Consider the following 16716-nt stretch of genomic DNA (forward strand, 5'->3'; position numbering starts at 1 on the left):
AGCTCGCGATTCGGCACCTCGCCCACCTGCGCGAGGCCCGCTAGGGTCAGGCCGACTTCGTCCGGAGCCGGGTGACGCTGTTCCAGGCCGGTGCCAGGATGAAGCTCGTCACCGGGATCAGGGCCGCGCCGACCACGAGGCCGACGAGGCCGGAGCCTGCGGCGGTGACGAGCCATTCCACCGTTCCGGCGAGCGGACCGGCGACGTTCGCTGCGCCGACCGCGGCGGCGTGGATGGCATGTCCGATCTGGGGCAGGCCGTAGCTCTCCAGCCCGTGCACCAGGATGCCGCCGCCGACCCAGATCATCGCGGCGGTGCCCACGATGGCCAGGATCTTGAGGAAGCCCGGCATGCCCTTGACCAGGGCGCGGCCGATGCCGCGCACCAGGCTGCCGAAGGCCGATCGCGACGTGTTGGCCGCCATGGCGAGCCCGGCATCGTCGGCCTTCACGATCAGGGCGACGCCGCCATAGACCGCCACCGTGATGCCCACCGCCACCACCGCGAGGACGGCGGCCTTCATCCAGATGGAACCCTCGGGCAGGGCCGCGAGGGTGATGGCCATGATCTCTGCCGAGAGGATGAAGTCGGTCTTGATCGCGCTGGAGACCTTCTGGTCCTCCAGGGCTTGGGCGTCTCCCGCGGACGCGTCGCGCTTCGCCTCGTGGGCCTGGTGCGGGAACAGCGCCTCGTAGACCTTCTCGCTGCCCTCGTAGGAGAGATAGGCGCCGCCGAGCATCAGCAGGGGCGTGATCGCCCAGGGCGCGAAGGCGCCGAGCGCCAGGGCGGCTGGCAAGAGGAACAGCAGCTTGTTGCGCAGGGAGCCGAGCGCGATGCGGCCGACGATGGGGAGCTCGCGCTCGGCGGCGAAGCCCACCACGTAGCGTGGGGTCACGGCGGCATCGTCGATGACGACGCCCGCCGCCTTGATGCCCGCCCGCCCCGCCTGCGCCGCCACGTCGTCGAGGGAGGCCGCCGCCACCTTGGCGAGGCCCGCCACGTCGTCGAGAAGCGCGATCAGTCCGATGCTCACGGCGTATTCCTTCGTCGGTAGCTCCGGCCCCGCGTTCTTCGCTGCCAAGCTCCGCCCTCTCAGGAGACGAACGAGGTGGCGATTTGATCCGAGGCGGCGTCGCGAAATGCGGACGGTCGCAAGAGCGGTGCCCGCCGCGATGGCAGGATGCGAGGGGACGATGACATTGTGACCCGCGTCGGCGGGTGCCAGGATCGCCCCATGCCCGTCCCCGCCCCTCACGCCCCACGCAGGCCCGGTCCCCGCCGGATTCTCATCCTGGCGGCGGCGCCCGCGCAACTCCTCGACATTGCCGGCCCCGCCGAGGTGCTGTCGCAGGCCAACCGCCTCTGGGCCGCGGACCATGGCGGGCCGGCGCTGTACGACGTCGCCTGCCATATCGTGCCCGAGCCGGGGTCCGCCGCCACCTCGGCCGGCCTCGCGATCGGCTCCAGCGTCGAGCGTGCGCAACTCGCCGGCTGGACGGAACTCGACACGCTGATCGTCGCCGGTGGCGAGGGCGCACGCCGCCGCGCCGGCGAGGCGCCCCTCCGTGACCTCACCCGCGACCTCGCCGGCAAGGCCGCGCGCGTCGTCGGCATCTGCACCGGCGCCTTCATCCTGGGCGGGGCCGGTTGCCTGCACGGGCGCAGCGTGACGACGCATTGGCGCTGGTGCGCGGAACTCGGCCGCCGCCACCCGGATCTCGCGGTCGATCCCGAACCGATCTTCATCCAGGACGGAAACGTCTGGACGTCGGCGGGCATCACGGCGGGGATGGACCTGACCCTGGCCCTCGTGGAGGCCGATCACGGCCACGGCCTCGCCTTGAGCATCGCGCGGGAACTCGTGATGTTCCTGCGCCGGCCGGGCGGGCAGAAGCAGTTCAGCACCGTGCTGTCCGCGCAGGCCGGTCTCTCCGTCCGGCTGGCGGACCTCGTCGCCTGGATGGGCGCGAACCTGCACAGGCCCCTCTGCGTGGAGGATCTGGCGGCGCGCGTCGGCCTCAGTCCCCGGCAGTTCGCCCGCGCCTTCCAGGGCGAGGTCGGAACCACGCCGGCCCGGATGCTGGAAACCTTGCGGGTCGAGACGGCGCGCCGGCTCCTCGAATCCGAGCAGGCCAACGTCTCGGCGGTGGCGCGGCTCTGCGGTTTCAAGGCCGACGAGACCATGCGGCGCGCCTTCCTGCGCCAGGTCGGCGTTCCGCCCGGCAATTACCGTGACCGCTTCCGGCGCACGCCCTCCCCGACAAACCTCACCTCACAGGATGCCCGCCATGCTTGACCCCGACCGCCACCTCCAGATCGGCTCCCTCCTCTTCGAGGGCATCGACCAGATCGACCTGACCGGGCCGTTCGAGGTGCTGTCGCGCATCCCGAACGCGACCTACCGGATCTACGCCCGGGACACCGCGCCGGTCCGCGACCTCCGGGGTCTGCGCCTGACCGCCGATGCGGCGCTGGCCGAGGCACCGCCCCTCGACGTGCTGCACGTGCCGGGGGGCTACGGCCAGGAGGCCCTGATGGAGGACGCGGTCGTCCTCGACTGGGTCCGGCGACAGGCCGCGGGGGCACTCTGCGTCTTCTCCGTCTGTACCGGCGCGCTGATCTGCGGGGCCGCCGGGCTCCTGAAGGGGCGGCGGGCCACCACCCACTGGAACTCGCACCATCTCCTGCATCATTTCGGGGCGATCCCGGTGGATGCGCGGGTGGTCGAGGACGGCGCGCTCGTTACCGCCGCCGGGGTCACCGCCGGCATCGACGGAGCCCTCACGGTGGCGGCGCGCCTGCGCGGCGAGGCGGCGGCGCAGCTCATTCAGCTCTACATGACCTACGCGCCCGAGCCGCCCTTCGATGCGGGCACGCCGGAACGGGCGCCGCCGGCCGTCCTCGAACAGGCGCGGGCGGCGGCGGCCGACATCACCGCGCGGCGGACGGAGACGGCCCGGCGGATTCAAGGCCGCCTCGGCCTCTGAGGTCCGGCTCGCGGGACGACCTCAGGCGCCGGAGCCCAGGGGGTCGTTCGCCAGGGGGTCGTTCGCCAAGAGGATCGGCGCGCCGTGCGGGGTCGCGGCGGCCGCGCGGGCGAAGGCCGCCCGGCGCTCCGCGAGGAGGCCGGGGGCCAGCACCTCGCGGGCGGCCAGCAGGTCTTCCAGGGTGTCGAGCCAGGCGGCGTAGTCCGCCGCCCGTCCGGTCCGGCGCGTGTGGGCGCCGAGCGCCTCGGCCCAGGCGCTCCAGTCGAACAGGCCGCGATCGTGCAGGGCCACCACGAGGGCGAAGGCCTGGGCCTCCCAGGGCTCGGCGAAGACCGGATCGGCCGCGCCGCCGAGCGGGATGGGGCCGGTGCTCACGCTACGGGCTCCGGATGCAGCGGCTCCGGATCGACCGGCTCCAGGTAGCTCTCGAACGCGTTCACCGAGACCGCGTGGCCCGCCTCCGCCGCGTCGCCCCAGAGGTCGCGGCCGGCGAAGCGGACGGTGTAGAGCCATTGCGGCGCCTCGCCGGCGAGGTTCGCGTTCGTGTCCGGGAAGACGAAGCCGCCATGCACGGCCTCCACCGTGCCGACCTGCCCGCGCACGTAGCGCGGCAGGCGGGTATGGCCGGTGGGATTGATCCGGCGGGCGCGCACGCGCGCGCCCGGCGCGAAGCGCGCGGGGGTGGCGACGGGCCGGTCGCTCGGGAAACCGCCCGCGAAGAGCGGCGCCACCGCCTCGCCCCGCAGCACCCGCTTGACCGGAAGGGCCGGTATCGAGACCGTGCCGGAGGCCAGTTCGTCCGCCGTGGCGAGGCCGTGGGCCTGGATTTGACGTTCCAGGGCCTTGAGCCAGATCGCGTAGTAGCTCGAGGTGAGGTACTCGCCCGGCGGCAGGGCCTCGCGGGCGGCGCGGCTCGCATCAAGGTTCCAGGTGCCGGTGAAGCCCATCGCCATGGCGAGCCCGAAGACGCGCTTCTCCCAAGATGCATGGAAGCGCGGCTCCTCCGCCTCCGGGGCGACCGGGCCGAAGCCGTGCATGCCGCCGAGGTCCTGTCCGCCGTTCATGTGTTTCGCTCCGGCGTGCGCGCCAAGCCGGTGCCGATCATCGCATCCCGGGTGACGAGGGCGGCGAGCGCGGCCTCGTCGAGGCCGTCCGTTCCGGCGGGTCGCATCGGCAGCACCATGTAGCGAAGTTCGGCGGTGGAATCCCAGACCCGGATGCGCTGGTCGGCCGGGAGCGTCACGCCGAATTCGGCCAGCACCGCCCGCGGCTCGATCACGGCGCGGGAGCGATAGGGCGGCGACTTGTACCAGACCGGCGGCAGTCCGAGCACCGGCCAGGGGTAGCACGAGCAAAGGGTGCAGACGACGAGGTTGTGTTCCTCGGGCGTGTTGGCGACGACCACCATGTGCTCGCCGCCGCGCCCGCCAATCCCGATCTCGCGCAACGCCGGGGTGGCGTCGGCGAGGAGGCGCGCGCGGAAAGCGGGATCGACCCAGGCCCGCGCCACCGCGCGGGCGCCGTTATGCGGGCCGACCTTGGTCTCGTAGGTCTCGATCAGCGCATCGAGGGCGGCCGGGTCGACGTAGCCCTTCTCCACGAGGACGGATTCCAGCGCCCGGACGCGCAAGTCCATCGGCGAGAGTTCGCTCGCGGGGTGGGAATGGTCGTGATCGTGGTCTGCGTGATCGTGGTCGTGCGCCATGTTCGGTCTCCCGTCCCCATCGTAAGGGATGCGGCCGCGACCGTCACGGGCCGAGCCCGGTTGTCGACGGCCGGCACCGCCCGTCCCGAGATTGCCCTGGCGGGCTTGGGCTTTGTCGGGCATTCCGGAAGCCTCACCGCACGGTCCGGCACGCGTTGCCAGGTCCGGCGCGGCGCGATCCACGCGGTGATCGGCCCGAACGGCGTCGCCAAGAGCAAACCGTTCGCCTTACGCGCTGACCATGCGCGAAAGCCCGCGGTGGCGGCGGCGCCCCTGACCTGACCGGCTGGTTTTGGACCGGGCTGATCGAGAGGATCAGCCAAGACCGAAGGAGCGGGACATGAAGCGAGGTCAGAAGACAGGTGCGGAGCAGGTGGTTCTGACGCTGCGCCAGATCGAAGGTTCAAACGGCACAGGGCAAGAGTTTGGCGCTGGCCTGCAAGGAGGCGGAGATCTCTGAGCGGAGCGAATATCGCGGCCGTGCCTCGTGCGAGCCACGGATCGAGGCCCGGCCGCGCCAGGTTCGAGTATGGTCCTGAGCGCCGCGCACCGATGGCGACGCCGGAGGCCTCGCCCGGATCTCGATGCGCGAACGGTCCGGAGCCGAGCTCCAAGCCTCGTTCGGCGAACGGTTAGCCGGCCGTCGCTTCCGCGATGGCGAAGCGCATGTAGGCAAGCCCCTCTCGAACTGTCTCGACCGGCACGCGCCCCATCGCGCCCGCATGGGCCGCCAAGGCATCCCGGATGATGGGATGCCACCGCGCCGGGTGCACGGCGAGGGCGTGACGGCCCCCGCCCTCCTTGGAGACGACGCCTCCGGTTTCCAGGGCGCAGGCGATGCGCGCCACGCCGAGGACGCCCCAGGCCAGGGCCTCGGCGTTGGCATCCTCCCCGGGCGCCTTCGCGGCCAGCCCCGCCTCGGCCTGCGTGATCCAGGGCAGCCAGTATCCCCGCAGGTTCTCGATCTGGTAGGTCCGCACCGCGTCGCCGTCGTCGGCGATGCCGAGTTCGCTCGGCGGCGGACCGAACGCGGTCAGCCCATGGCGGGCCAGGCAGCGCCACACGACCGGGTTGACCTCCCGACAGACCTCGCCGGTCCGGAAGCGACCATCCAGGCTGAACGGCAAGACCGCATACTGCGCCGGCACCCGTCCGAGCGCCTCGGCGGTCAGGTAGAAGCCGTCGAAACAGGCGCCGCCGGCCTGCGCCAGTCCGGCGTGGACGCGTTCGAGGGCGGCGCAATCCCGTGCTGCCGGCTCACGATCCAGCACCGCGACGAAGTCCATGTCGCTCGCCCCGGGCCGGAAGTCGTCGAGCGCGACCGATCCGACGAGGTACAAGCCCCGGAGGACCGGCATCCCCTCGGCATCCAGACGCCGCCTGTAGTCGGCGACGACCGAGTCGACACGGCTTGGAAGCGAGACCACTCGGCTCATGGCGTACACTCCGGGGCTGGCCGACGACGCAATCGGCCACCGACTTCACCAGCCGACCGCTCCGGTTCAAGCCGACAGTTCGGGGGAAACCGGTGGACCGGGTCAAGTCCACGTGAGCCTTGCGGGTCAGGCACGTCGTTCGGATGGCGCGACTCACCTCGACGGTCCAAACTCTCCCCGCACCCGATTCGAACGCGGCTTGGAGCCGCGAGAAGGCTGCATGAGGTCCGTCGTACTTCCGCTCATCCTGGGTGCCGTCGCCGTGGCCCTGATCCATTTCGCCTACCCGGCGGCCGCCGCGGCCGGGTGCCCGTCCTGCTACGGCTTCACCGAAGTCGAGGACGGCCTCTATGTCGAGCGCGGCATGCCGCCGGATCGTCGGGAGGCGGCGAGGGCCACGGTCGAGGCGGCCCGGGCGAGGGTCCGAGCCTCCTACGGGGACCTGCGCTCCAGCCCGCGCATCCTGCTGTGCGGTACCGACGCCTGCTATCGCCCCCTCGGCGGCGGCTCCCGCGGCATCGCGCTCCTCGACCAAGTGCTGGTCCTGTCGCCGCGCGGCGCCGACGTCGTCATCGCGGCCCACGAACTCGCCCATGCCGAGCTCCATCGGCGCATCGGCCCGGTGGCCACGCTGTCACGCTCGGTGCCCCAATGGTTCGACGAAGGGCTGGCGGTGGTGGTCTCGGACGACCCGCGCTACCTCAGCCCCGGTCCCGACCGCTGCCGCGCCGAACCCGGTGGCGACATGCCGGCCTCCCGTGCCGCCTGGATCGAGACCGCCGACAGCGCCGGCCTCTATGCCAGGGCCGCCTGCAAGGTCAGCCGATGGCTCGACGCCCATGACGGGCGGGCCGGCCTCCTGCGCCTCGTGGCGGGCGGGTCCTTCCGAGACCTCGCGCCTGGCACGGAATCTTGAGCATCCGGGCCGCACGGCCGGCTTGGCATCCGGATTGAGGTTGGGATAGCCTGGCGCCAGGCCGATGCTGCCTGCCGCTCGCCCCGGGAACGGGATGGTGAAAGCATCGCGGACGACCAACCCAACCCGTGTCCCTGACCGGCGCCGGGTCGGCAATGCGGGCACCGACGATCCGACGCCGGCATGGGAGAGCACCATGACGACCGTCGACCAAGCCAAGGCCATGGCCAAGCGCCTGCGCGCCTCGCTGGCCGCGCGCGACCTTTCCGTCTCGCACGCGACCGCCCTCGAACTCGTCGCCGCGAGCCTCGGTCACGAGGACTGGAACACCGCCTGCGCCGCCCTCGAACAGCCCGCGGATGACGGCATCCGCTTCCTGGAGGCGGTCCCGATCCTGCGCATCTTCGACGAGGCCAAGGCGCGCGAGTTCTACTGCGGCTTCCTCGGCTTCGCGCCCGGCTTCGAGCACCGCTTCGAGCCGGGCCTGCCGCTCTACATGGAGGTCGCCCGTGCCGGCCTTAGACTGCACCTGTCCGAGCATCACGGTGACGCCAGCCCCGGCTCGACCGTGTTCGTGCGCATGCGGGGCGTCCACGCCTTCCACCGGGAGTTGACGGACAGGCGTTACGGCTATGCCCGGCCCGGCATCGAGCGGGTCCCATGGGGGGACGTACTGGAGGTCGCCGATCCCTTCGGCAACCGCCTGCGGTTCTGTCAGCATCGCGACGAGGGGGCCGGGCAGAGGCCGGGCCGATCCGCCATCGGTTGAGAGGATGAGGGGGGGGCGATGGCCGTCGAGATCGCACGCGTGAGGGCGCTCATCGCCACCCTGGCGGCCGTCAGTTCGGCGCCGCACTTCCACCGCACGGCCTTCCGGACTCCCCGCAAGACCTTCGCGACGTTGGACGAGACGGGCCGCGACCTCAACTTGATGTTCGACCCGGACCATCGCGACTTTTTCTGCGAACAGGTCCCCGAGGTGTTCAGCCCCGTTCCGGGAGGCTGGGGCAGGATGGGCGCGACGCGGTGCGACCTGACGATCGTCGACGAGGCGACGCTGCTGTCGGCCCTGACGATGGCTCATCGTCTCGCCGCCCCGAAGCCGCGGGCGCGACGCGGCGGGGATGTGGGAGCATGACGCCGATGCAACCGATGCCCACCCGCATGGGGAGGACGTGCCGGGCCATGTCGATCCGCATCGCTACCGCTTTACGGGATCGGATCCCCTTCCGCGCAGGCCTGTGGACGCCATCGTCCGCCGGGCAGGCGAAGACATTCTGCCAGGAGGCGTGCCGATGACGAACGGCTGGGAGGAATCCGCATCGGCCTGGATCGCGACCCAGGCCGATGGTGGCGATCTCGCGCGGCGCCTCATCCTCGACGAGCCGATGCTCGAACGGGCGCGGCTTCGCGGGACGGGCGACGTCCTGGACGTCGGATGCGGCGAGGGCCGGTTCTGCCGCCTGCTCGCGAGCGAGGGGGCGAGCGTCGTCGGCATCGATCCGGCGGGCTCGCTCATCCGCGAGGCGCGCAGGCTGCATCCCGACGGCGATTATCGCGTCGCCGCGACGGAGGCGCTGCCGTTCGCGGATGCCACGTTCGATCTCGTCGTGGCCTACCTCAGCCTCATCGACATCGCGGATCTGAAGGCGGCGGTGTCCGAGATGCACCGGGTCATCCGTCCGGGCGGTCACCTCCTGATCGCGAACCACAACGGCTTCTTCAGCGCCAGCAATCCGTCGGGCTGGCGACGCACGCCCGATGGTACGCGCGAGTTCGTCATCGACAACTACATGGACGAGCGTTCGGATTGGGTCGGCTGGAGCGGCATCCGCGTGCGGAACTGGCATCGCCCCCTGAGCACGTACATGTCGCTGCTGCTCGCCACCGGATTGCAGTTGCGGCATTTCGAGGAGCCCTTGGCGCGTGGAGGACATCCGGAGATGGCCGCCCTTCAACGGCGCGTTCCGGCCTTCCTGGTCATGGAGTGGGAGAAGCCATCGCCGGCCGGCGTGGCTTGAGGCATGGGGGCATGTCCCCCCCTCGCCATCCGCCCGGATCGAGACCAGCCTCGCTCGATTTCACCCGACCCGGTCCGCGCCGCCGCGACCGACCTCAGTCGGCGGTGAAGCGGTCGGGCAGCGCCGGAGGCTCATTCGCGCGATGGCCGTAGAGCACGACGCGGAGATCGGGACTGAACTGCAGCCGAAAGAGTCTCGGCTCTGGCACTTGATCGCTCATGATGCCGCGCATGCCCTCGGCGACGATCTTCTCGATCACGACGGTCCGGTAGCTGCAGTCACCGATCCGGACGGTGTCGCGCCCGACGACCTTCAGGTTGGTCGTGTCCGTGCTCTCGACCCCGAAGAACCATCCCCCGGTCCAGTAGACGGTGTCGTAAGTGACGCTCTGGCCGGGCTCGGGGCGGAAGGTGCGGTAATCTGTCGGGTAGACAAACCTGCGGGTCGTATCGCCGTCGGCCAGGACCTGCCCGGAACCGATGGGGACGAGGCCGTCATAGGTCGTGTCCGCAACGGTTCCGACGCCTTTCGTGGTGGTCTCGGTCCTGATCTCGTGCTCGCCGGTCGCTTTGATCCGAAGGGTGGAATTCCCCTGGCGCAGGGTGACGCCCCTGGGCATATCGGCTGCCGTCGGGCACCGCTCCGCCGAGGCGGTCCGGGGCGCGAACGCGGCAACCATGAGAAGCGCTGCGACCGACGTGTGATACATGAGGTCGACTCCGCGCCGGCGGGGCCGGTGACACGCCCGGGGAGATACGTCGCCCTGTCGCCCTCCGCCGATCCTCAGGGCCGGTAGGTGCCGGCGTATCCGGTTCCGGATGGTAGATCGCAGGTCCCGCGCTGATCGACCTGCCATGCGTCGCTTCCCTCGGGATGCACCGTGACGAGGCAACCACGATCCGTGATTTCGGCCTTCCCCCGACGCAGGTCGAGGAAGCCGCCGGTACCGGTGGCGTTGACGTCGCCCTTCTCCGCGCCTCCGGGCCCGACATAGGTCGAGACCAGCGAGACGTAGGCAAATCCATGGATCGGACCGGCCACGTCGAGCGCGCCGCTGTTCCCGTCGATCTTCTCGGTGAAGAAATGCCTGGCCGCCCCGTTGCCGCCCTTGGTGCGCAGGAGACTTTCGATCCGCTCGTCATAGGCGTCCCCGAGGCATGCGGCGGTCCCGCATGCGCCGGCCTTCGCGAGCCATCCCCGTTGGCTGGCCTTGATAGGTCCCGGCGGATCCTCGCGCAGGGCCGCGACATAGAGCTTCGACTGGATCTCGTCGCGGGCGCCGAGGGCAGAGTCGGAGCAGATCAGACGCTCCATCTTCGATGCGGCCTTGGTGCAATCGAAGCTGGCCGCAGGGGCCGGCGTCGCGACGAAGGTGGCGGCGACGAGCGCGGCGGCGGCGAAGGCGTTGCGGCCGTGATCCCCCATGACCGACTCCGGAACTCCGTTCGGTGGCGGCACGAGATTGCATCGCATCGGACGGTTCCGGAAGACACGATCCCTCGATAGTCTCCGTGGCGACCGTCATGACGTGTGGCAACCTCGGCCTGCCGCGCTCGGCAGGACTGCTTCCGATGTTGCGAGCCACCATCATTTTCCTAGCCCTCTGGCCGATGGCCGCCGCCGCAGAGACGCCCGCCCTGTGCGCGGACGCGCCGAACCAGGCGGAGGGGACGATCTGCGCGAAACGCAAGCTGGATGCCTCGGAGACCGACCTGACCCGGGCCTACGATACCTTGAAGGCGAAGCTCGACCCGCTGGGTCGGCGCAACCTGGACCTCGCCCAGCAAGCTTGGAAACGGTTCCGCGAGCTCGAATGCAACCTGGAAACGGGCTACGACCCGGACCACCTCGAAGCCAACGGACCGATTCAGTCCATGCTGCACGGGGAATGCGCGGTCGCCCAGACCGAGCGTTGGACCCGCGACCTGGCCGAGCAGACCGTCTGTCCTGGCGGCGACCTGTCCTGCGAAAGGGATCCGCCTCCGCCGCGAGGACGTGTCTCCCGTGACCGACCGCCCCCCTGACGCATACTTGGCTCGCCGCCACCTTGAGGCCTGCGGATCGACGCGCCGAGGTCTTCTCGACGCCGTGCCCACGCATGGTTGCGGGCGGACGCAGGAAGGCGCCCGGCTCGAACCGGACCCCTCACTATGATCACCGACGGTGATGCCAGCCACCGCCATGCCATCCCCAGGGACGATGGAAGCCGACGTGGCGATATCCGCCCCAGCGGTGCCAGCGTGGACCGTACCAGCAGACCCGGCGGTAGCCGTAGAAGGCCGGTCGATAGACGACGGGACGGTAGACCACGTCGGGGCGGCAATATCCGTAGCACCCGCGGTGCCCGCCGATCCCGCACCCGTCACGGGCCCCGGCTGCACCGGCGGTGGCAGAGCGGACGCTCGCCCGGGAGCGGCCTTGGCGGCATCTCGATGGGGATGTCACCCCCGGGGATGGGATCGGGCATGCCGGGGTTGGCCATCGTCGGTTCCTCCAAGAGCCGTTCGTGACGGAGGGCCTACGGGCCGAACGTGCGCCCGGAGCGGCACGACGCCCGGCCCTGCGGCCATGCCGGACCTGATCGGGGGGACTCTTGGGGTCCGGCATAACTTCGGGATTCGCTCACCGCTCGCTTCGACGCGTTCGGCGATGACCGTGAGATATGACCGCCGCGTCATCGCTCAATGATGCGGTTGCATCATTTCGACATGCTCTGACTTGGTAAAACGCCGCGTGTGGCGCGTCATTCCAGACCGGTGCGCGATCAAGCGCAGGCTATGGCGATGTCACTGTGGGAGACGGCATAGGACATCCCGCCAGGCTCTCGAATTTCCCGCCGTGGCCGAGCGCGACGGCCTTCCAGAACGCCGGCCGCCTCGACCGCGCGTCGCAGCCGCTTGCGCTGGTTCAGGTGGGTGTTGCGCAGGATCGTGTACACCATGCGACGAGGTTCGTGCCGTCCTCGAACTGGGACCGGTGCTCCCCGGCCCGCATCAGGGTCGCCTGAACCATGTCGTCGGCTGCCGCGTCGCGCAGGGCGGCCTTGAGCCTAAGCAGGACCAGGCCGAGCCGCGTGTCGGGACCGATCGCATCCGCTCGGAGAATGAGCGCCTCCAGTCGCCGTCCGAGCAGATCCTGGACATGACCGAGCAATCCCCCGCTCGGCGAAGGTTCTTCAGGGGCGGTGCTTAAGTACATGCGAGGAGATTCGACTTTCTTCGATCAACGACCGGATGTGTCCGCCCCTCTACGGTGGAAGGTTCGTCGCTGTTTCTGATTGATCGTTCACGTTCACGTCAATGATCCGGATATACCAGACGATCCTCGTTTTTTCCTGGAACCGTACGACCGAGCGGCTGTTCCGGACTTGCTTGGTCGCGGCGATGAAGCCGCGACGAGCGACGAGGAAGGTGGTCACCGGTGGTGGAGGGGGTCGACAGGCACGAGCTTCGGCAGATCATCGCCGGCCTCAGCGAGGGCGTGATCCTGGTCGAGCCCGACCAGACCATCACCTATGCGAACGAGGCAGCACTCGCGATGCACGGGGCCGAGACGGTCGACGAGCTCGGCCAAACCGTGGACGCCTACCGCGAGCGCTTCGCCCTGCGCTACCGCAACAACCACACCCCGAACCATTATCCGATGGAGCGCGTCGTCTCGGGCGAGCGCTTCCACGACGTCATCGTCGACGTGAAACGCACCGACCAGCCGGACGTCGACTTCGTCCATTCCCTGCGAAGCCTCGTGGCGACGGATCACGAGGGGAAGCCCAGCTGCCTCGCGCTGATCCTCAAGGACGTCTCCGAGCAGTTCGACGCCGAGGAGCGCTTCGAGACGACGTTCAACGCCAACCCGGCCCCTGCGGTGATCTGCCGGCTCTCGGACCTGCGCCACGTCAAGGTGAACCTCGGCTTCCTGGAGATGACGGGCTACACCCGCGACGCCGTCATCGGGCGCAGCGTCTACGAGGTCGACGTGCTGGCCGGCGCCCGCAATCGCGACCTTGCGATCGCGCGCTTGAACGGCGGCGGCACCATCCCCCAGATGGAGGCCTGCCTCGACCTGCCGGATGGCGGATCTCGCTACGTCATCGTGGCCGGCCAGCCCATCGAGCTCGGCGACGAGCCCTGCATGCTGTTCACCTTCGCCGACCTGGACCTGCGCCGGAAGGCGGAGACGGCCCTGCGCCAGAGCGAAGAGCGATTCGCCAAGGCGTTCAACCTGACCCCGGTACCGACGCTGCTGGCGCGCGCCGACGATTTCGCCGTCACCGGCGTCAATGAGGCCTTCACACGGGTGTTCGGGTACGGCGCCGACAAGGTGTCGGGGCGCTCACCGGCGGATCTGGGGCTCTGGGTGCACGAGGCCGCCCGGATCAAGTTCGAGTCGGCGGTGGCACGGACCGGTTACGTGCTCGGCCTGGAGGTCTGCCTCAAGCACGAGGATGGCACCAATCTCGATTGCCTGGTCTCGGCCGAACGGGTGGAGATTGGCTCCGAGCCCTTTGCCCTCATGGTCCTGCAGGACATCACCGAGCGTAAGCGCTCCGAGCGGGAGATGTTCGAGGCCGTCGAGGCGGTGATGGCTGACACCTCCTGGTTCAGCCGTGGCCTGATCGAGAAGCTCGCCAACCTGCGCCGGCCGGGCGCCGACCACAAGGACGGCATCATTCCGAACGTCTCGGTCCGGGAGCGCCAGATCCTCGACTTGATCTGCCAGGGGCTCGGCGACGACGCCATCGCCAAGCGGCTTAACCTGTCCAGGAACACGGTGCGCAACCACTCGGCGTCGCTCTACCGCAAGCTCGACGTCCACAAACGTTCCGAGGCCATCGTATGGGGCCGGGACAACGGGTTTCCGTCAACCCAGACTAGCAAATAAAAACCCCTAAACTGGTACATCTGCATCATTGTCTGCCGAGAATGGCAGGCCACTTGAGAGGTGTGTCAATCGTCCAGGCCTTGGAGTATTCCATGAGCGCGCAGAAGACGACCGACACCTCCGAGAAGCTCAAGGGCTCGATCAAGGAAGCCATCGGAAAGTTAGTGGGTGATCCGAAGGTCGAGGCCGAGGGCAAGTCTCAGCAGGAATCACCGAAGTCCGACGTGAAACCGAAGACCACCACTAAGCCGTAGCTTCGGGCACGCGTCGCACCCCACGAACACCATTCGAAACCGGAAAAGGACAGACATCATGGTCGATACGGATCGCATCACGGGCGCCGCCAAGGAGCTCGGCGGCAAGGTTCAGGGCACGGTCGGCGATCTCACCGGATCGAAGCGGGACTCGGTCGAGGGGCGTGCCCGCGAGGCGCAGGGCGCCGCCGAGAACCTGTACGGCCAGGCCAAGGACACCGTGCGCGACGCTGCCGAGCACGTGGCCGACACCGCCCGCGACCTCGGCGGCAAGGTCCGCGACACGGTCGGCGGCCTGATCGGCTCCGACGACGTCGAGGACCGCGCGCGCCGCGCCCAGGGTGCCGCCGCCGACACCTACGAGCGCGGCGAACGCTACGTCCGCAGCGCCGGCCGCGAGGCCTACGACCGCGCCGAGGACGCCTACGAGAACGGCGGCCGCACCCTGCGCCACGGTGCGCGCGAGGCCACCAGCCAGATCGCCGAGCATCCGATGGCCGCCCTGCTCGTGGCGGGTCTCCTCGGCTACGGCCTCGGCCTGCTCATCCACGGCCGCGACTGATCCGCGGACCCACGATCTCGGTCCGACCGCGCCGGGACTGCGCGGTCGGACCCTGATGTTCCACCCCACCGACCAACCTCTCGAACGACCGAACGACTCGGACGACCGACCACCCGGAGTACCGTCAACGTGTCCACGTCACCCCTTCTCGCGACCTCTCCCGCCGCGGCCTCGGCCGACACCCGCACCGTCCTGCTGAACCAGGTCTCTTGGGGCGCCATCTTCGCCGGCGCCGTAACGGCGCTAGTGACCCAGGTCATCCTCAACATGGTCGGCGTCGGCGTCGGCCTGTCCAGCGTCGGCACCACCGCCGCCGACAACCCGGCCGCCTCGACGCTCTCGATGGGCGCCGGAATCTGGTTCGTCGGCTCCGGCATCGTCGCCGCCCTGGCCGGCGGCGTCATCGCCGGGCGCCTCTCGGGCAAGCCGATCACCGGCGCGGCAGGCCTGCACGGCCTCGTTTCCTGGGCGGTGACCACCCTCGTGGTGCTCTACCTGCTGACCTCGGCGGCCGGCGGCCTCATCGGCGGTGCCTTCTCGGGCGTGACCAGCACGCTCGGCGGCGCCGGCTCGCTCGTCGGCGGCACCGTGCAGACGGCGGCCCAAGCTGCCGCACCGTCGCTGTCCAAGATCTCGAATCCCTTCGACGGCATCGAGCAGTCGGTCCGCAACCAGACCGCTGGCCAGGACCCGCAGGCCGCCAAGGACGCCGCCGTCGCGGCGATCCGCGCGATCTTCACGGGTGACGCCGCCCAGAAGGCCCAGGCCGAGACCCGCGCGGCCGACGCGCTGGCCAAGGCTCAGGGCATCCCGGTCGACCAGGCCAAGGCGCAGATCCAGGACTACCGCAAGCAGTACGACGAGACCGTGGCGACCGCCAAGCAGAAGGCCGAGGCCGCGGCGGTGGCGGCCAAGTCCGCCGCCACGCAGGGCGCCTTCTACGGCGCGCTCGCCCTGATCCTCGGCGCGCTCGCCGGGTTCTTCGGCGGCCGCCTCGGCGCCCCGAAGCTCCCGACCCTGGCCGACGCCTACGACGCCCGTCGCGTCTGAACCGGTCCCCGGCCGGTCCCCGTGACCGGCCGGACCTCCCAACCCGCATTCGTCCTCAAACCGAAGGAGCCATCCCATGAGCAGCACCACGGACAAGCTGAAGGGCCTCGCCAACGAGGCCGCCGGCAACGTCAAGCAGGCCGCCGGCAAGGTCACGGGCAACGACAAGCTGGTCGTCGAGGGCAAGGCCCAGGAACTCAAGGGCGAGGCCCAGCGCACGGTCGGCGAGGCCAAGGACGGCGTGTCCTCCCTGGTCGACAAGGTCACCGGCAAGCGCTGACCCGAGACGGCGGGGGAGATCCGACCTCGGATCCCTCCGCCTCCAGCCACCCCAAAATCAGGAGTATCCCATGAATGGAGACCAGTTCCGCGGCGCGACTCGCCATCTCAAGGGCCGTGCCCAGACCGCTGTCGGCGGCCTCACCGGCGATCCGGCCCGTCAGGTGCGCGGCGCCGTGAACCAGGTGGCCGGCGGCGCCCAGTACGCCTATGGCCGCACCCGCGACCGGGCCGAGGATCTCATCGACGACGGGCGCGACATCGCCCACGAGGTTCGGGTTCGCGCCGGCACCCTGATCGATGACGGGCGTCACTTCGTCGACGAGGCCCGCGACCGGGCGGGAAACCTCATCGATGATGGTCGCGATTTCGCCCGCCACGCGGCCAAGCGCGGCACGACCTACGGCCGCCGGGCCGTTCGCTACGCCGACGACAATCGCACCTCCGCCCTGCTCGGCCTCGCGGCCGTCGCCTTCGCGGTGGGCTGGCTGTCTCGCTCCAAGCGCTAACCCACCGACCTCGGAGACCATCCCATGATCCGCAAGCTCCTCACCGCCTTCCTGCTCCCGAAGGTCATCGCCTACGTCAGCCGCCGGCTCAGCGGCCGGTCCGCCGCGCCGCCGAA

General features: G+C 70.0%; 24 protein-coding genes and 1 pseudogene (1 of these 25 running past the window's edge). 16 read left to right on the forward strand and 9 right to left on the reverse strand.

The window, feature by feature from the left end; translation table 11 throughout:
* On the forward strand, positions 1–44 hold the end of the coding sequence (aroQ, locus tag MKK58_RS15915; protein ID WP_243912969.1) for a type II 3-dehydroquinate dehydratase. It extends 400 nt beyond the left edge of the window; the window shows 44 of its 444 coding nt (coding positions 401–444); its start codon lies beyond the left edge, outside the window; it ends in the stop codon at positions 42–44.
* A gap of 2 nt (positions 45–46) precedes the next feature.
* Here aroQ and MKK58_RS15920 read toward each other — a convergent pair whose 3' ends face one another.
* Positions 47–1033: a DUF808 domain-containing protein gene (locus MKK58_RS15920; RefSeq protein ID WP_243912970.1), complete on the reverse strand. Its 987-nt coding sequence runs from the start codon at positions 1031–1033 to the stop codon at positions 47–49.
* A gap of 201 nt (positions 1034–1234) precedes the next feature.
* Here MKK58_RS15920 and MKK58_RS15925 point away from each other — a divergent pair, with 201 nt between their 5' ends.
* Positions 1235–2296, forward strand: coding sequence for a GlxA family transcriptional regulator (locus MKK58_RS15925; protein ID WP_243912971.1), 1062 nt, complete (start codon positions 1235–1237; stop codon positions 2294–2296).
* On the forward strand, positions 2289–2987 hold the full coding sequence (locus MKK58_RS15930; RefSeq protein WP_243912972.1) for a DJ-1/PfpI family protein: 699 nt from the start codon (positions 2289–2291) through the stop codon (positions 2985–2987). Before MKK58_RS15925 ends, MKK58_RS15930 begins: the two co-directional genes overlap by 8 nt.
* A gap of 21 nt (positions 2988–3008) precedes the next feature.
* Here MKK58_RS15930 and MKK58_RS15935 read toward each other — a convergent pair whose 3' ends face one another.
* The 3 genes from MKK58_RS15935 to nthA are packed head-to-tail and all read right to left on the reverse strand — an operon-like array spanning position 3009 to position 4692.
* On the reverse strand, positions 3009–3362 hold the full coding sequence (locus tag MKK58_RS15935) for a nitrile hydratase accessory protein (protein ID WP_243912973.1): 354 nt from the start codon (positions 3360–3362) through the stop codon (positions 3009–3011).
* On the reverse strand, positions 3359–4051 hold the full coding sequence (gene nthB, locus MKK58_RS15940; protein WP_243912974.1) for a nitrile hydratase subunit beta: 693 nt from the start codon (positions 4049–4051) through the stop codon (positions 3359–3361). The genes MKK58_RS15935 and nthB overlap by 4 nt, the downstream gene beginning before the upstream one ends.
* Positions 4048–4692: a nitrile hydratase subunit alpha gene (gene nthA / locus MKK58_RS15945; protein ID WP_243912975.1), complete on the reverse strand. Its 645-nt coding sequence runs from the start codon at positions 4690–4692 to the stop codon at positions 4048–4050. Before nthA ends, nthB begins: the two co-directional genes overlap by 4 nt.
* Before the next feature lie 60 nt (positions 4693–4752).
* On the opposite strand from nthA, the gene MKK58_RS15950 reads away from it, so the two are divergent.
* Both MKK58_RS15950 and MKK58_RS15955 read left to right on the forward strand, forming a co-directional pair.
* Positions 4753–4974, forward strand: coding sequence for a hypothetical protein (locus tag MKK58_RS15950; RefSeq protein WP_243912976.1), 222 nt, complete (start codon positions 4753–4755; stop codon positions 4972–4974).
* 58 nt (positions 4975–5032) lie between these two features.
* Positions 5033–5174 (forward strand): annotated as a pseudogene (locus MKK58_RS15955) (IS3 family transposase); the annotation flags it as partial.
* 150 nt (positions 5175–5324) lie between these two features.
* Here MKK58_RS15955 and MKK58_RS15960 read toward each other — a convergent pair.
* Positions 5325–6128, reverse strand: coding sequence for an aminoglycoside adenylyltransferase domain-containing protein (locus tag MKK58_RS15960; RefSeq protein WP_243912977.1), 804 nt, complete (start codon positions 6126–6128; stop codon positions 5325–5327).
* 220 nt (positions 6129–6348) lie between these two features.
* Here MKK58_RS15960 and MKK58_RS15965 point away from each other — a divergent pair, with 220 nt between their 5' ends.
* The 4 genes from MKK58_RS15965 to MKK58_RS15980 all read left to right on the forward strand — a co-directional run bounded on the left by MKK58_RS15965 (position 6349) and on the right by MKK58_RS15980 (position 9065).
* Entirely contained in the window at positions 6349–7044 is a 696-nt protein-coding gene (locus MKK58_RS15965) for a hypothetical protein (protein ID WP_243912978.1), read from the forward strand.
* Positions 7045–7240: 196 nt separating this feature from the next.
* Entirely contained in the window at positions 7241–7813 is a 573-nt protein-coding gene (locus MKK58_RS15970) for a glyoxalase superfamily protein (RefSeq protein WP_243912979.1), read from the forward strand.
* Positions 7814–7831: 18 nt separating this feature from the next.
* Positions 7832–8182, forward strand: a complete 351-nt coding sequence (locus tag MKK58_RS15975) for an MmcQ/YjbR family DNA-binding protein (protein ID WP_243912980.1) — start codon at positions 7832–7834, stop codon at positions 8180–8182.
* Positions 8183–8339: 157 nt separating this feature from the next.
* Positions 8340–9065 (forward strand): class I SAM-dependent methyltransferase, encoded by a 726-nt coding sequence (locus MKK58_RS15980; RefSeq protein WP_243912981.1) that lies wholly within the window; start codon positions 8340–8342, stop codon positions 9063–9065.
* 94 nt (positions 9066–9159) lie between these two features.
* Here MKK58_RS15980 and MKK58_RS15985 read toward each other — a convergent pair whose 3' ends face one another.
* Together MKK58_RS15985 and MKK58_RS15990 are read right to left on the reverse strand one after the other, a co-directional pair.
* Positions 9160–9774, reverse strand: a complete 615-nt coding sequence (locus MKK58_RS15985) for a hypothetical protein (RefSeq protein ID WP_243912982.1) — start codon at positions 9772–9774, stop codon at positions 9160–9162.
* Between the two features lie 74 nt (positions 9775–9848).
* A complete protein-coding gene (locus MKK58_RS15990) occupies positions 9849–10490 on the reverse strand; it encodes a lysozyme inhibitor LprI family protein (RefSeq protein ID WP_243912983.1) in 642 nt (213 codons plus the stop codon).
* Between the two features lie 86 nt (positions 10491–10576).
* Between MKK58_RS15990 and MKK58_RS15995 the strand changes: the two genes are divergently transcribed.
* On the forward strand, positions 10577–11089 hold the full coding sequence (locus MKK58_RS15995; RefSeq protein WP_243912984.1) for a lysozyme inhibitor LprI family protein: 513 nt from the start codon (positions 10577–10579) through the stop codon (positions 11087–11089).
* Between the two features lie 130 nt (positions 11090–11219).
* Here the strand turns inward: MKK58_RS15995 and MKK58_RS27160 are convergent, their stop codons facing one another.
* Together MKK58_RS27160 and MKK58_RS16005 are read right to left on the reverse strand one after the other, a co-directional pair.
* The gene (locus MKK58_RS27160; protein ID WP_409565254.1) at positions 11220–11510 is read right to left on the reverse strand and encodes a GCG_CRPN prefix-to-repeats domain-containing protein; all 291 of its coding nucleotides are present in this window, start codon (positions 11508–11510) and stop codon (positions 11220–11222) included.
* Positions 11511–11972: 462 nt separating this feature from the next.
* Positions 11973–12218, reverse strand: a complete 246-nt coding sequence (locus tag MKK58_RS16005; RefSeq protein WP_243912985.1) for a hypothetical protein — start codon at positions 12216–12218, stop codon at positions 11973–11975.
* Positions 12219–12485: 267 nt separating this feature from the next.
* Here MKK58_RS16005 and MKK58_RS16010 point away from each other — a divergent pair, with 267 nt between their 5' ends.
* The 6 genes from MKK58_RS16010 to MKK58_RS16035 all read left to right on the forward strand — a co-directional run bounded on the left by MKK58_RS16010 (position 12486) and on the right by MKK58_RS16035 (position 16600).
* The gene (locus tag MKK58_RS16010; RefSeq protein ID WP_243912986.1) at positions 12486–13946 is read left to right on the forward strand and encodes a helix-turn-helix transcriptional regulator; all 1461 of its coding nucleotides are present in this window, start codon (positions 12486–12488) and stop codon (positions 13944–13946) included.
* Positions 13947–14038: 92 nt separating this feature from the next.
* Positions 14039–14200 (forward strand): CsbD family protein, encoded by a 162-nt coding sequence (locus MKK58_RS16015; protein WP_243912987.1) that lies wholly within the window; start codon positions 14039–14041, stop codon positions 14198–14200.
* Positions 14201–14258: 58 nt separating this feature from the next.
* Positions 14259–14762, forward strand: coding sequence for a CsbD family protein (locus MKK58_RS16020; protein ID WP_243912988.1), 504 nt, complete (start codon positions 14259–14261; stop codon positions 14760–14762).
* Between the two features lie 129 nt (positions 14763–14891).
* Positions 14892–15812 (forward strand): PhnA-like protein, encoded by a 921-nt coding sequence (locus tag MKK58_RS16025; RefSeq protein ID WP_243912989.1) that lies wholly within the window; start codon positions 14892–14894, stop codon positions 15810–15812.
* 76 nt (positions 15813–15888) lie between these two features.
* Positions 15889–16092 (forward strand): CsbD family protein, encoded by a 204-nt coding sequence (locus MKK58_RS16030; protein ID WP_243912990.1) that lies wholly within the window; start codon positions 15889–15891, stop codon positions 16090–16092.
* A gap of 70 nt (positions 16093–16162) precedes the next feature.
* Entirely contained in the window at positions 16163–16600 is a 438-nt protein-coding gene (locus MKK58_RS16035; protein WP_243912991.1) for a CsbD family protein, read from the forward strand.
* The last annotated feature ends 116 nt before the right edge of the window (positions 16601–16716 follow it).

The organism is Methylobacterium sp. J-078, assembly GCF_022829285.1.
Classification (GTDB): Bacteria; Pseudomonadota; Alphaproteobacteria; order Rhizobiales; family Beijerinckiaceae; genus Methylobacterium.

Bases quoted from the DNA above. Each gene is read 5' to 3' on its own strand.
- MKK58_RS15975 (WP_243912980.1), top strand. From the start codon at position 7,832: ATGGCCGTCGAGATCGCACGCGTGAGGGCGCTCATCGCCACCCTGGCG.
- nthB (WP_243912974.1), bottom strand. From the start codon at position 4,051: ATGAACGGCGGACAGGACCTCGGCGGCATGCACGGCTTCGGCCCGGTC.
- MKK58_RS16020 (WP_243912988.1), top strand. From the start codon at position 14,259: ATGGTCGATACGGATCGCATCACGGGCGCCGCCAAGGAGCTCGGCGGC.
- MKK58_RS16030 (WP_243912990.1), top strand. From the start codon at position 15,889: ATGAGCAGCACCACGGACAAGCTGAAGGGCCTCGCCAACGAGGCCGCC.
- MKK58_RS15930 (WP_243912972.1), top strand. From the start codon at position 2,289: ATGCTTGACCCCGACCGCCACCTCCAGATCGGCTCCCTCCTCTTCGAG.
- MKK58_RS15960 (WP_243912977.1), bottom strand. From the start codon at position 6,128: ATGAGCCGAGTGGTCTCGCTTCCAAGCCGTGTCGACTCGGTCGTCGCC.
- nthA (WP_243912975.1), bottom strand. From the start codon at position 4,692: ATGGCGCACGACCACGATCACGCAGACCACGATCACGACCATTCCCAC.
- MKK58_RS16035 (WP_243912991.1), top strand. From the start codon at position 16,163: ATGAATGGAGACCAGTTCCGCGGCGCGACTCGCCATCTCAAGGGCCGT.
- MKK58_RS15980 (WP_243912981.1), top strand. From the start codon at position 8,340: ATGACGAACGGCTGGGAGGAATCCGCATCGGCCTGGATCGCGACCCAG.
- MKK58_RS16015 (WP_243912987.1), top strand. From the start codon at position 14,039: ATGAGCGCGCAGAAGACGACCGACACCTCCGAGAAGCTCAAGGGCTCG.
- MKK58_RS15985 (WP_243912982.1), bottom strand. From the start codon at position 9,774: ATGTATCACACGTCGGTCGCAGCGCTTCTCATGGTTGCCGCGTTCGCG.
- MKK58_RS15990 (WP_243912983.1), bottom strand. From the start codon at position 10,490: ATGGGGGATCACGGCCGCAACGCCTTCGCCGCCGCCGCGCTCGTCGCC.
- MKK58_RS15970 (WP_243912979.1), top strand. From the start codon at position 7,241: ATGACGACCGTCGACCAAGCCAAGGCCATGGCCAAGCGCCTGCGCGCC.
- MKK58_RS15965 (WP_243912978.1), top strand. From the start codon at position 6,349: ATGAGGTCCGTCGTACTTCCGCTCATCCTGGGTGCCGTCGCCGTGGCC.
- MKK58_RS15925 (WP_243912971.1), top strand. From the start codon at position 1,235: ATGCCCGTCCCCGCCCCTCACGCCCCACGCAGGCCCGGTCCCCGCCGG.